The sequence below is a fragment of the Kribbella qitaiheensis genome (assembly GCF_014217565.1).
GTDB classification, from domain to species: Bacteria; Actinomycetota; Actinomycetes; order Propionibacteriales; family Kribbellaceae; genus Kribbella; species Kribbella qitaiheensis_A.
In genome coordinates this window covers 1,913,666-1,926,263 of record NZ_CP043661.1, presented here as the reverse complement: position 1 = coordinate 1,926,263, position 12,598 = coordinate 1,913,666, and the positions used below count along the sequence as shown (strand labels likewise).

Below are 12,598 nucleotides of genomic sequence, written 5' to 3'. Positions count from 1 at the left end.
GGTTCTAGCCGGCGGACTTGATCAGGTCGTTGATCTTGCCGACGTAGGTCTGCAGTTCGCTGACCGGCTTCTTGCCGTTCAGGATCGGCTGGAAGTACGCGGTGGTGAGGTCGGCGACCTGCGAGGACCAGGTGGTCGTGAACCGGACCCCGACAGTCTTCTCAGCGGCCAGGTCGGCCTTCACCGTGTCGACGACCGTGGTCTGGCCGGCCTTGGTGAGCGCGTCGAAGTAGCTCGCCTGCGCCGGCGTGTATGCGGGGGGCGCGACCGGCGAGGCCGGCAGCACGGCATCCCACACCTTGGTGTTCAGGTACTGCAGCACCTTGTACGTCGCGTCCTCGTTCGCCGTGTACTGCGGGGTGCAGATGCCCACCGAGTCGTACAGGGTGGTCGGCGTGTTCACCTGCGGGAACGGCGCGAACCCGTACTTGATCTTCGGCTTGTCGGTCTGGAACCCGGCCGCCAGCCACTGCCCGCCGACCATCATCGGCACCTTGCCGGCCGAGAACAGCGCCTGCACGTTCGACACGTCGTACCCGGGCGGTGCGACCGCGCCGGACTTGATCGCGTCGGCCAGCTTGGTGACGCCCTCGACGTACTTGTCGTCCGCCTCGGCCTTGGTCGGGTGGTTCACGTTGTCGGTGAACGGCGCGCCGCCCGCGGACAGCGAGTACATGCTCATCGAGAACGGCGCGTCGCCCGACGTCAGGTTGTCCGCGACCAGCCCGTACTTCGCGCCGCCCTTGTTCGCCAGCTTCGTCGCCGCGGAGTACATGTCGTCCCAGCTCCAGCCGGCCTTCGGCTCGGTGACCCCGGCCGCCTTGAAGGCGTCGACGGAGTACCAGATGCCATAGGCGTTCATCAGCGACGGCAAGCCGCCCATCCGGCCGTCGGCGGTCTTCCAGTTCTCCATCGCGGAGCCGACGAACTTGTCCGCCTTGAAGTCGCCGTCGCCGTCGGTGATCCGCTTCGACCAGTCCACCGTCAGACCCTGCGCGGTGTACTGCTGCTCGGTATCGTTGCCGCACCAGAACAGGTCGGGCAGCTTCTTCGCCTGGGTCAGCGACGCGAGCTTGTCGCCGTACCCGCCACTCGGGGTGTCGATCCGCTTGACGGTGATGTTGTCGTCCTTGAACCCGGCCAGGGCCTTGTCGATCGCGGCGTTGGTCGCGGCCGACTCCCACGTCATCACGGTCACGGTGACCGGGCCGTCGGACTTGTTGCCGGAGTCGGAGCCGCTACACGCGGCCGTTGCCGTCAGCAACCCGGCGCACGCCAGGGTGGTACCGATGATCTGCTTCTTCACTGCGGTGCTCCTCAGGGGGGTGAGTCACTTCTGGGTCGTGCTGCCGAGCGAGCCGAGGCCCTGGATGAAGTAGCGCTGCGCGGCGAAGAAGAGGATCAGCGGCGGCAGCATGTAGAGCAGGTTGGTGGCCATGTAGTAGCTCCAGTCCGGCGTCTGGCCGGCGAACGGCGAGATGAACGACGCCATTCCGACCGACAACGGCCACTTGTCGGAGCTGTACAGGTAGACCAGCGGATTCAGGAAGTCGTTCCAGGAGGCCTGGAAGGCAAGGATCGACATCGTGATCCAGGCCGGCTTCGTCAACGGCAGCATCACCTGGGTGAAGATCCGGAAATGCCCGGCGCCGTCGATCTTGGCGGCCTCGTCGATCGAGTAGGGGATGGCCAGGAAGTACTGCCTGGCCAGGAAGATGAAGAGCGGGTTGCCACCGAAGAAGGCCGGCACGATCAACGGCAGCCAGGTGTCGTACCAGCCGATGTTCTTGTACATCTGGAACAGCGGGATCAGCCCGACCACGCCGGGCAGCAGCATGCTGCCGACGAACAGGTAGAACCAGACCTTCCGGCCGGGGAACCGCAACCGGGCCAGCGCGTAGCCGGCCATCATCGCGGTCATCACGCCGCCGAGCACGCTGAGCATCGTGATGATCGTCGAGTTGAGCAACAGCCGCGGGAAGTGGATCGCCTGCGGGCCCTTGATGAAGTTGCTCCAGTTGAACTCGTGCGGCAGCAACCGGGGCGGTACTTCGAACACGGCGGTCTTGCTCTTCAGGCCGATGGCGATCATCCACAGCAGCGGAACCACCATCACCGCGCAGACGAACAGCGCGGTCGCGTACCACGACGCCGTACCGAGCGGTCGGCCCTTCCTGGGGCGGCGGCCCGGTTTCTCGAGCGCTCCCGCGAGCGCGATCGGGGCCTCGGTGGCGGGGTCAGTCGGGAGTGTTGTCACTGTACGTCCAGAGCGAGGAGAACTTCGCGGTCAAGGCGATCACGGCGATGATGATGATGAACAGCACCCATACCTGGGCGGAGGCGTAACCGAGCTGCGGAATCCTGCCCAGGTTGGAGAATCCGTTGTTGTAGATCGACAGCATCAGCACGTTGGTGGTGAAGCCGGGACCACCACCGGTCAGGATCTTCGGCTGGTTGAACGTCTGCAACGCGGCCGTGGTCTGCAGGATCACCTGCAGCAACATGATCGGGCTGATCATCGGCAGGGTGATCCGGAAGAACACCGAGTACGGCCCGGCGCCGTCGACCTTGGCCGCTTCGTACAGCTCGGTCGGCACCGCCTGCAGCGCGGCGAGGAAGATGATCATCGTGCCGCCGACGCCCCACAGCATCACGATCACGATCGACGGCATCGACATCGTCGAACTCTGCAACCAGGAACTGGTCGGCAGGTGCAGCTTCTCCAGGATCGTGTTCGCCAGGCCCACCTGGGGATTGAGGATGAACTTCCACAGTGTGATGGTGGCGACCGCGGGCAGCACGACGGGCAGATAGGCCAGCGTCCTGACGATCCGGACGCCGGCGAAGCGCTGGTTGCAGAACATCGCGAGTGCCAGGCCGATGCCGAGTGACAACGGGACGTAGAGGACGACGAGATAACCCGTTGCCTTCAGCGACGGCCAGAAGGCGGGGTCCACGGTGAACATCCGGCGGAAGTTGTCCAGGCCGACGAAGACCGGATCGGTGAGCCCGTTGTACTTGGTCAGCGCCAGGTAGAAGGAGCGAATCAGCGGGTAGACCACGAAGACGGTGAAACCGATGATCGGCGGCAGGATGAACAGATACGCCGCCCTCGTATCGGAGCCGGCGCTGCGGCTCATCCCGACTCGGGAACGATTCATCCTGCCTCCTGGACGGTAACGTTTCCAACGGCTTACTGTTGTGTGACGATGCCGTGTCGTGAGAGAGAAGTCAACCCTGTGTCCGAAACGTTTCCAAAGCCAACCGGGTCCAGCCGCCCGACGATGATCGACGTCGCGAAGGCGGCCGGTGTCGGGCTCGGCACGGTGTCGCGGGTGGTCAACGGCGGGGCGGGCGTGCGCGAGCAGACCGCGTCGCGGGTGCGCGCCGCGATCGACCAGCTCGGCTTCCAGCGCAACGAGGTGGCGCGGGCGCTGCGACCGGGGAAGAAGTCGTCCAGTCTGGCGCTGGTGCTCGGTGACCTGACCAACCCGTTCTACGCGACGATCGCGAAGGCAGCGCTGGAGGTGGCCGGCCAGGATGGGTTCGCGGTGGTGCTCGGCAGTGTCGACGAGGATCCCGAGGGGGAGAAGCGGGCGATCCAGGAGCTGATCGGCCGCCAGGTCGCCGGGTTGATGATCGTGCCCGACCAGGGTGACCATTCCTACTTGGCAGGTGCCGGTATCCCGGTGGTGTTCGTCGACCGGCCGGCGCACGGGATCGATGCCGACATCGTGACGGTTGACAACCAAGGTGGTGGCCGGCTGGCCACGGAACACCTACTGGGGCAGGGACATCGGCGGATCGCGATCCTGCTGGCGCCGTCGTACCACACGACCGGGCGGCGGTTGCGTGGTTACCGGCTGGCCCATCGCGGCGCGGGGATGGAGGTCGACGAGAGCCTCGTCGTCCAGCTGCCGGAAGGTACCGCGGAGGCCGCCGAGAAGGCGACCCGCGAACTGATGCACCGGCCCGATCCGCCGACCGGCCTGTTCGCCTCCACCAACTTCGTTGCCGAGGGCGTCCTTCGTGCGCTGCGCGAGGTCGACAGCCAGCCCGCGGTGGTCGGCTTCGACGACTTCCGGATGGCCGACATGCTGCCCACCCCGGTCACAGTCGTCGCCTCCGACACAGCCGAACTAGGCCGCATCGCCGCCCGCCTCCTCCTCGACCGCGCCTCCGGCACAGACGACCGAGCCCCCCAACGCATAGTCCTCCCCTGCGCCCTGATCCAACGAGGCTCCGGCGAACGCCCCCCAACCTGACCTTTCTGCTGGAGAGAAAATTGGGCGCGGTTCGGGCCTCCGGATAGGTAGCGTCGGGTAGGTGATCAGCGACGTGGACGAGCTGCCGGTGTACTACGAGGCGTTCGGCGAGGGGCGGCCGATCGTCTTCCTGCCTGGATGGGGGAACGCGAACGGGGAGGGACGCGACGTCCACGAGCCGGTGTTTGCCACGCGGGACGGCTGGCGGCGGATCTACATCGACCCGCCAGGCACCGGAAACACCCCGTCGCGCGACTGGATCAAGGACCAGGACGGCATCCTCGACGTGATCGCCCGCGTCATCGACGACGTAGTGGGCCCGACCGCCTTCGCGATCGCTGGTACTTCGGCCGGCGGCCTGCACGCGCGCGGCCTCGTCCGCCGGGACCCCACCCGCATCCTGGGAATGCTGCTCCGAGTCCCCGGCGTGATCGTTGACCGCGCCGAACGCGACCTACCGCAGCACACCCCTCAGCAGACCAGCGAGTGGATCGCCGCGCATCGGGAGAAGCAGGCAAAGTACTACGACCCGGCCGAGCAACAGGCAGATCTCGAGTTCCTCAGCGCAATCCAGAGCGACGTCACCAAGTACTCGCTCACCGGCGACCTCGCAGTACGCCTCGAAGCGCCCACGCTCATCGTTACGGGCCGACAAGACACGATGACCGGCTACGCCGACGCCTGGCGCATCCTGGACGACTACCCCCGCGCGACTTACGCAGTACTGGACTGCGCCGACCACGACCTCCCCGTCCACAACCCCACGCTCTACCACGCGCTAGTCGCCGACTGGCTCGATCGAGTGGAAGAGCTGGCCGATGCGACCTGACACGAAGGCTGTCGTCGACGAGTTCTGCCGGTACCGCGCGCTGGCGAGCAACGCGCCGTCGGTGCGGATCGCGGAGAAGCTGGGCTTCACGCCGTTCGGGCAAAACCTGGTGTTCAAACAGCAGTAGGACCCGGTCGCTTGAGGGGCGGATGCGACCGGGTCCTGCCAGTTCTCCGGGCCCCCGTGCCTAGGCCCGGAGAACGGTTCAGAAGTTGGGCCAGGCCCAGCCGAGGTAGCTGTTGAAGTAGGGGAGTGCGCGGGTGCCGATCGCACCGCTGACGCTGGTGGCCCAGAAGGTGCCGTCTCCCTTGGCGAGACCGACGTGGCCGTACGGCGCTGCGAGGTCCCAGAAGACCAGCGCACCCTTCGGTGGGTGCAGGTCGCCGGGGTGGGCGACGCCGCGGGAGACCGCGTCGTTCCAGTCGATCTTGGCCGAACCCCAGACCAGGTCCTTGCCGTAGGAGTTCTCGGCGGCCTTCTCGCAGTACCCCTGGTACGCCGTCGAGCCGCTGCGGGACGAGTACCAGGCAATGGCCTTGTCGGCGCGTGGGTTGCTGGCGCAGAGCGGCGCCACCAGACCGGTGCTGCCGGTGTTGACGTAGGAATCGGTGATGAAGCCCTTGCCGGGGATGTGGTCCCAGACCAGGCTGCGACCGAACTTGCCGGTCACAGGTTCGCCGTAGATCTGGCAGTCGATCTCGACCGCGCCGTTCGGCTGGTTGCCGACCGAGGCGAAGGAGGTGGCGTTGCCGGACCGGATGGCGACACCGGTACCGCTGTCGGTGACGACCGTGCCGGTGGCGGCGTGGGCGGGCAGGGTGACGGCGCCGACCGCGGCGATGCCACCCACTAGGGCGGTGCTGGTGACTCGGGCGATCGTACGGAGGAGGGCGGTCCGCATGTTCAGATCCCTTCGATGAGGTCGGACTCGGGGCGGGTCCTTGGCGATCTGGCACTGGATACAGAGAATCAGAGGGTCACCGCGTTGTCGCAGTAGGCAACGAAAATGAGTAACGGACAACCGAGTAAGCTCTGTGAACGAGTGACACTGGGGAGAAGACCGTGAGGCCAGCGCAGGCTCGCTCCGTGATCGGCAGTCGCATGCGGGAACTCCGGGAAGCGGCCGGGGTCCCACTCACCCGTGCCGCCACGCTGTCCGGCTGGGACAAGGGGCACCTGTCCCGGGTCGAGCGCGGGCACACCAAACCGAGCCGCGAACTGATCGAGTGGTACGACGAATCGTTCGGCGCCGGCCAGGCGCTGGTGAACCAGTCGGTCGAGCTGGACGAGGCGGTCCGGGTCGGCAAGGACATGTCGCTGCGGGACATGCGCCGGCGGGGTTCCGTCCTGCACCCGATCCTGCTCGGCGGATCCGTCCCGGCCGACCATCATCCGGAGGATCGAGCCGAGCTGGTGGGGGAGACCGTGCCGGACGGCAGCCGGGTCTGCCGGGATCAGGAGTTCGAGAAGAGCTGGGAAATCCGCAACAGCGGGGAGCGACCGTGGATCGATCGCTGGCTGACCCGGCAAGGCGCGGCCGGCACACCCGGCTGGATGCGATCACCTCTTCGGACGAGGCTTCCGGACGCAGTACCAGGTGAGATCGTGACGGTGCGAATGACACTGCAGGCGCCGTCCCAGGTGGGCGCCTCCACGGCCTACTTCAAGGTCACCGACAACGAGGGCCGCCTCTACTACCCAGGCCTGGAGTCCCCGCCCGTCTACTGCACAATCTTCACCGTCTACGAGCTGTAGCGTGGCTTGACGTAGGCCGATCGGGTGAAGGAGTCGATGGAGTAAGAGCTCGAACCGCTCCAGCAGTTCGCCCGCCCGGGGCCTTGGCCTGGTCCCGGGGCATCCCGAGCAAGCGGCCGATCATGGCCAGGTTGCGCCGGCCGGACATGTCCTCGTCGACCGACGCGTACTGGCCGGTCAGGCCGATGATCCCGACAGCAAGCCCCGAGCGATGGCGGGTTCACGTGGTCGTCGCAACACCTCGATCTGAGGAGTTGCGGCGGCCATGTTGTTTGTGGAGGACCTTGAGCGTCACGGTGAGGCGTTGTTGCGGTTGGTGGATGCGGGTGTGGGAGTAGCTGCGGCGTGTGGGTCGTTGGAGATCACGCGTGGTCGTGGGTATGAGATGTTGCGGGCTCTGGGGCGTGGACGGGGCAGGAAGACCGTGATCACCGAGGAGTTGCGTGGCCAGGTGGTGGCGGTGTTCGGCCGGTCGGGGAGTATCAACCGGGCCGCGATCGCCGGCGGGTTGAGTCATGACGCTGCCCGGCGGATCCTGGTCGCGGCCGGGCTGGTCGGCGCGGCGAAGGCTGGGTATGGCAAGGCGCGGGCCAAGGCGCGGTTCGCAGAGCTGGTTGAGGCGGGCTGGTCGATCACTCGTGCGGCCGGCGAGGTGGGCGTGAACGTGCGCACCGGGCGGGACTGGCGTCGAGGGGTCCGCAAGGTGGGCAACACGCGGGTCCGTCCGGATGGGATGGTCGTGGACTACGGCACCGGAACCCGGTACTTCATTTCCATGACCCGACCGGCTGATGCTGTGATCAGTGACCGTTACCTGTCGTTGGACGATCGGCTGGCGATCGCTGACGGGCTGGTCAACAAGCACACGTTGACCGCGATCGCGGCCGGTATCGGCAAGCACAAGTCCACGATCTGCCGCGAGATCCGCGCGCACAGCGTCGAGGGCATCTACCTGCCGCACCAGGCCCACCGTGACGCCGCGTCGGCCAGGGCCCGGCCCAAGACCTCCAAGCTGGCCGTTGATCCGGTACTACGGGAGCGGGTCGAGCAGGGCTTGGAGACGAAGTTGTCACCAGAACAGATCTCGCACAGGCTCGTCAAAGACTTCCCCGACGACGAGAGCATGCGTGTGAGCCACGAAACGATCTACCAGGCGCTCTACTTCCAGGCCCGCGGCGGCCTGAAACGCGAAGTTCAGACAGCGTTGCGGACCGGGCTGAGTATGACAACCCCATCTGGCCCCGCTGTGATGCTTTGATTTGGCCCCACCCTGCTTGTTTTGGTGGTGTTGTCTTGGGTTAGTTGGTGGCGGTTCGGCTGCGGGTTTGCCGGGTGGTGTTGAGTCTGTAGGACTTGGTGCCGGTCTGGATGATGTGTGCGTTGAAGGTGAGTCTGTCCACGACTGCGGCGGCGAGGCGGGGGTCGGTGAAGGTGGCGCCCCATTCGGAGAATGGGGCGTTGGATGCGCAGGCGATGGATGCTCGTTCTTCGCGGGCGGTGATGATCTGGAAGAGCAGTTCCGCGCCGCGTGGGTCGAGGCGGACGTAGCCGATCTCGTCGAGGCAGAGCAGGTCGAGTCGGGCGTAGCGGCCCACGACGCGGGACAGCTGTTTGTCGTCTGAGGCTTCGACGAGCTCGTTGACCAAGGCGGCGGTGGTCACGTAGCGGACCCGGCGTCCTTGCTCGGCTGCTGCGGTGCCGAGTGCGATGAGCAGGTGTGTTTTCCCGGTGCCGGAGTCGCCGAGCAGGACCAGTGGTTGTCCGGCGTCGATCCAGCCGCCGCCGGCCAGGTGTGCCAGCGTCGGTGCCGGTAGGTCGGGCAGCACGGTGTGGTCGAACTCGGTGAGGCGTTTGGTGCGGGGGAACTTGGCCTCGTTGACTCGCCGGATCCGGCGGCGGGCGTCGCGTTCGTCGCATTCCGCGGTGAGGATTTCGGCCAGGAATGCCTTGTGGGTAAGGCGTTGCTTGGCTGAGGCCTCGGCCATCGCGATGGCTTCGGCGCGGATGGTGGGCAGTGCGAGTAGTCGGCAAGCGGCGTGGATCGCGGCCTCGGCGGCGGGGTCAGACAGGGCGGTCACCGTGGTCGTCGGGGTGGCGGCTGGCGCGGTTTTCGTGGCGGGGCTCATGCGGTTTCTTTCTGGAGTAGTTGGTCGTAGTCGGCCAGTGATGGCGTCGGCCGTTGGGTCGTCGCAGCGTGGGACGCGGTGGGTGGAACCGGGACCGGCGGGGAGGTCGCGCCGGCTGAGGTCATCGCGCTGCGTGCGGTGACCGCGACCAGGTCGGGATCGAAGTTTCCGAGCACCAGCGCGCCTTCGATGCCCGCACTCACCACGGTCGCGGTCATGGTGCGGTGGAGCAACAGCACCCCGATCAGGGCGCGGGTGCCGGGCCCGTCGCCGTGTTGCTTGCGGGCGGCGTCCCAGAACCGTTGATGAACCGCCGTGAACGCCCCGGATGCTCGCGCGGTGACCAAGGCGGTGGACCCGGACATGGCGCCGGGTTTGCGGGTGAGGACTTCCAGATAGTGGTCCAGAACGAGATCCTCGCTGCCCTTGTGCAGCGACCGGGTATGTTCAGCGATCACCTTGCCTGCGTCGAGCACGATCACCGCGGTGGCGCCGAGACGAACCTCGAGCCGGCGACCAGCGAACCGGGGCCGGGACCGAGTAGTACGACTGGCGGACACAGACCCGTGCTTTGGCGTCGACCCGGCATGACAGCGGGGCCGAGACATCGAAGGTTTCACTCGGCAGCGGGTTCAGCAAGACCAGTTCACGGGCCGCGGCCGCTCCCACGGTCTCGGCGCGGGCACCGATGCGGCGCGCGTCGTCGCGGGCATCGGCGGCGGCCAGGGCCTGGTTCAGCGCGGCCAACGATGCCACGTGCGGGACAGGAGTGAGGTGCCGTCGGCGGAACCGGCCGATCTCGCCCTCGACACCGCCCTTCTCATGAGCACCCTCTAAGCCTGGCGCGCAGAAGAACGAGTCATAGCCGTAGTGGGAGCGCATCGCGATGAACCGTGGATGCTCGAACCGTTCCCGGCCCAGCGCGACCCGGATCACCGCGGGCCTGAGGTTGTCGTAACGGATCATCCCGGTCGGTACCCCACCCAGCGCCTCGAACGCACGCACATGCCCATCCAGGAACGATTCCTGGGTCTGATTGGCATAGGCAACATGGACCGCTTTGCCCGAATGCGACAGCCGCAGGCAAAACATGAACACCTTCATCACCACCCCAGCGATCACCGCAGTGAACTCCCCGAAGTCGACCTCGGCCTCCTCGGCCGGTCCATGAGTCTGGGGCACCATCACCTGCGCCCGGTCCCCACCGATCTCGGTCTTCAGCTGGGCGACCAACCCCCGCACGCTGGACTCGGCCACCACGACACCCTCTTCCTCCATCAGCCGCTGCCAGACCCGGCGAGCGGTATGCCGCTGCTTCTTCGGGGCGTCCAGGTCCGCGGTCAGCCAGCCACCGATCGTGGCCAGATGCGGGCCCAGCACCGGCGCCACACGCTCTGGAGATTTCCGCGTCGGAGGCACCGCATCACCCAACGCCAGACGCACCGTGCGCCGATGGACCTGGTGGCGCTGCGCCAGTGCCCGGATCGACAAACCTTCATCTCGACGCTCGCGTCGGATACGTTCGAACTGCTCCACTCTCGATCTCTCCTTCAACCCCTCCACCTCTCGTGATCGCCTTGGCAGACGACACGAACGTAGAGGACTGGATGGTCGAGGGTGGAGCCAAATCAAGCCATCACTACCGCCCCAAGTGGGGCCAAATCAGACTGGCACACTCACCGGCCGGACCCGCCGCAAACCCCAACGCCAACCAGGCCAGCGCCAGCACCGGTTCGTCGACGAGATGATCATGATCTCTGAGCGCCCTGCCGAGGTCGAAGACCGCGCGGTCCCTGGTCACTGGGAAGGCGACCTGATCATGGGCGAGGGCAACCGGTCCGCGATCGCGACCCTGGTCGAACGCACTACCCGCTACACGCTGCTGGTTCACCTGCCCGGCAGCCACGAGGCCGAACCGGTCCGTGACGGCCTCATCAAAGCGATGCAGACCCTGCCCGAGCATCTGCGCGGTTCACTGACCTGGGACCAAGGCTGCGAGATGGCGCGCCACAAACAGTTCTCCATCGCTACCGACATGGCCGTCTACTTCTGCGACCCGCACTCGCCCTGGCAGCGCGGCACCAACGAGAACACCAACGGGCTGCTCCGCCAGTACTTCCCCAAAGGCACCGACCTGTCCGTCCACGGACCCGAAGACCTCGAACACGTCGCCCAAGAACTCAACCAACGACCACGCAAAACGCTCGGCTGGGACACCCCAGCCGAGCGCTTACGTGATCTACTCACTACCTAGAAACCAACACGGTGTTGCAATGAGGTGCCACGCGCTTTCCGGACAGCTTTTTGATGGCTGATTCAGGCGGCGGATTGTGTTTCCAGGTAGTCGTCGTGGGCTTGCTGTGGGGTCCGGTAGCCGAGCCCTGAGTGACGGCGTTTAGTATTGTAGCGCAATTCGATGTAGCGGGCGATATCGCGGCGTGCATGGTCGCGGGTCGGGTACTCGGTTCGGTGGGTACGCTCGTTCTTGAGAGCGCCGAAGAACGATTCGGCCATCGCATTGTCGTAACAGATACCGGTCCGCCCGACTGATTGGCGAAGATTATTGTTCTTCAAAGTCGCGGCGAACTGGGCGGAAGTGTAGTTGCTGCCCCGGTCGGAGTGAAAGATTGCGCCGTCGACAAGATCGTGATTCCGCACCGCCATGTCGATCGCGGCTTCGATCAGCGGGGTTTTGTAATTGTCGTCCATGGCCCACCCGATCACAGCTTTGGTGTGGCAATCGAGCACGGTCGCCAGATAAAGCCACCCTTCCCAGGTCGAGACATAGGTAATGTCTCCGACCATCTTGTGCCCCGGAGCATCAGCGGTGAAGTCCCGATCTACCAGATCCGGGATCGGGCCGGCCTGGCCATCCTGCTCGGTCAGACAGTGCCGCCACGGCCCGCGGCTGGCACGGCTCCAAACCCAACTCACGCATGAGCTTGCGCACCAACTCCAGCCCACAGGTCACACCCCAGGCCACCAGGTCGGCATGCACCCGCCGGTACCCGTAGGTCTCGTCGGACTCTTCGAACGACTTGACGATGATCAGCTTGAGTTCGCCTTGGCGGCGCGCAGTCGCCGACATCGGACGGCTCCGCCAATCATTGAAACTGGACCGTTTCACCTCGAGCCACCGGCACATCTTCACAATCGACGGCGCATTTCCGTTCTCTCGGGTCAACCTGTTGGCATACTCCGCATCGATGAACTCGAACTTTTCGCTCAACGATGATCCTTGGCAAAGTATGCTGCGGCTTTTTTTAGGAACTCGTTTTCCATCCGGAGTTCTCGCGTCTCCCGCTCCAGCTCGCGGAGCCGCGCACGCTCGTCCATGCTCAATGCCGGTTCCTCGCCGGCATGGTCTCGCTTAAAGGCGCTCACCCAGTTACTGAGGGTTCCCGGGTTGATGCCGAGCTCTCTCGCGACCTGAGTGACAGAACGTGAAGTCTCAATCACCGACTTCACAGCTTCCTCCCGATACTCAGGAGTGAAATTCTTCTTCGGACGCGGCAACATCTTCCCTTTCCGGACAGCTCAATCTTAGTTGAGCCGCTGTCCGGAAGGTTCGTGGCACCTCACAACGACCCCTAGAAACCGCCGATCGCTCGGGGCTTGCTGTT

Annotated in this window: 10 protein-coding genes and 3 pseudogenes; 6 read left to right on the top strand and 7 right to left on the bottom strand. The window is 65.6% G+C overall.

Annotated elements, in window-relative coordinates; genetic code table 11:
- Positions 1–4: 4 nt before the first annotated feature.
- Genes F1D05_RS08720 through F1D05_RS08710 form a run of 3 tightly spaced genes read right to left on the bottom strand, consistent with a single transcriptional unit; the run spans position 5 to position 3,161 of the window.
- Positions 5–1,306, bottom strand: coding sequence for an ABC transporter substrate-binding protein (locus F1D05_RS08720; protein WP_206686127.1), 1,302 nt, complete (start codon positions 1,304–1,306; stop codon positions 5–7).
- A gap of 24 nt (positions 1,307–1,330) precedes the next feature.
- Positions 1,331–2,257, bottom strand: a complete 927-nt coding sequence (locus tag F1D05_RS08715; protein WP_246486536.1) for a carbohydrate ABC transporter permease — start codon at positions 2,255–2,257, stop codon at positions 1,331–1,333.
- Positions 2,238–3,161 carry a carbohydrate ABC transporter permease gene (locus tag F1D05_RS08710; RefSeq protein WP_206686126.1) on the bottom strand — a complete coding sequence of 308 codons (924 nt, stop codon included), beginning with the start codon at positions 3,159–3,161 and terminating at the stop codon, positions 2,238–2,240. The genes F1D05_RS08715 and F1D05_RS08710 overlap by 20 nt, the downstream gene beginning before the upstream one ends.
- Before the next feature lie 123 nt (positions 3,162–3,284).
- Here F1D05_RS08710 and F1D05_RS08705 point away from each other — a divergent pair, with 123 nt between their 5' ends.
- The 3 genes from F1D05_RS08705 to F1D05_RS08695 all read left to right on the top strand — a co-directional run bounded on the left by F1D05_RS08705 (position 3,285) and on the right by F1D05_RS08695 (position 5,221).
- Complete coding sequence (locus tag F1D05_RS08705; protein ID WP_185446781.1) at positions 3,285–4,265, top strand: LacI family DNA-binding transcriptional regulator; 981 nt, start codon at positions 3,285–3,287, stop codon at positions 4,263–4,265.
- Positions 4,266–4,326: 61 nt separating this feature from the next.
- Positions 4,327–5,094, top strand: coding sequence for an alpha/beta fold hydrolase (locus F1D05_RS08700; RefSeq protein ID WP_185446780.1), 768 nt, complete (start codon positions 4,327–4,329; stop codon positions 5,092–5,094).
- On the top strand, positions 5,084–5,221 hold the full coding sequence (locus F1D05_RS08695; RefSeq protein WP_185446779.1) for a hypothetical protein: 138 nt from the start codon (positions 5,084–5,086) through the stop codon (positions 5,219–5,221). The genes F1D05_RS08700 and F1D05_RS08695 overlap by 11 nt, the downstream gene beginning before the upstream one ends.
- Before the next feature lie 78 nt (positions 5,222–5,299).
- On the opposite strand, the gene F1D05_RS08690 is transcribed toward F1D05_RS08695, so the two are convergent.
- Positions 5,300–5,995 (bottom strand): CHAP domain-containing protein, encoded by a 696-nt coding sequence (locus F1D05_RS08690; protein WP_185446778.1) that lies wholly within the window; start codon positions 5,993–5,995, stop codon positions 5,300–5,302.
- Between the two features lie 185 nt (positions 5,996–6,180).
- On the opposite strand from F1D05_RS08690, the gene F1D05_RS08685 reads away from it, so the two are divergent.
- Entirely contained in the window at positions 6,181–6,849 is a 669-nt protein-coding gene (locus F1D05_RS08685) for an NBR1-Ig-like domain-containing protein (RefSeq protein ID WP_246486535.1), read from the top strand.
- A gap of 265 nt (positions 6,850–7,114) precedes the next feature.
- Positions 7,115–8,107, top strand: coding sequence for a helix-turn-helix domain-containing protein (locus tag F1D05_RS08680; protein ID WP_185446776.1), 993 nt, complete (start codon positions 7,115–7,117; stop codon positions 8,105–8,107).
- A gap of 40 nt (positions 8,108–8,147) precedes the next feature.
- On the opposite strand, the gene istB is transcribed toward F1D05_RS08680, so the two are convergent.
- Positions 8,148–8,975: an IS21-like element helper ATPase IstB gene (gene istB / locus F1D05_RS08675; protein WP_185442126.1), complete on the bottom strand. Its 828-nt coding sequence runs from the start codon at positions 8,973–8,975 to the stop codon at positions 8,148–8,150.
- Positions 8,972–10,529: pseudogene (istA, locus tag F1D05_RS08670) on the bottom strand (IS21 family transposase). The gene istB and the pseudogene istA overlap by 4 nt, the downstream one beginning before the upstream one ends.
- Before the next feature lie 124 nt (positions 10,530–10,653).
- Between istA and F1D05_RS08665 the strand changes: the two are divergent.
- Positions 10,654–11,229 (top strand): annotated as a pseudogene (locus F1D05_RS08665) (IS30 family transposase); the annotation flags it as partial.
- Positions 11,230–11,291: 62 nt separating this feature from the next.
- Here F1D05_RS08665 and F1D05_RS08660 read toward each other — a convergent pair.
- Positions 11,292–12,491 (bottom strand): annotated as a pseudogene (locus tag F1D05_RS08660) (IS3 family transposase).
- Positions 12,492–12,598 lie beyond the last annotated feature (107 nt).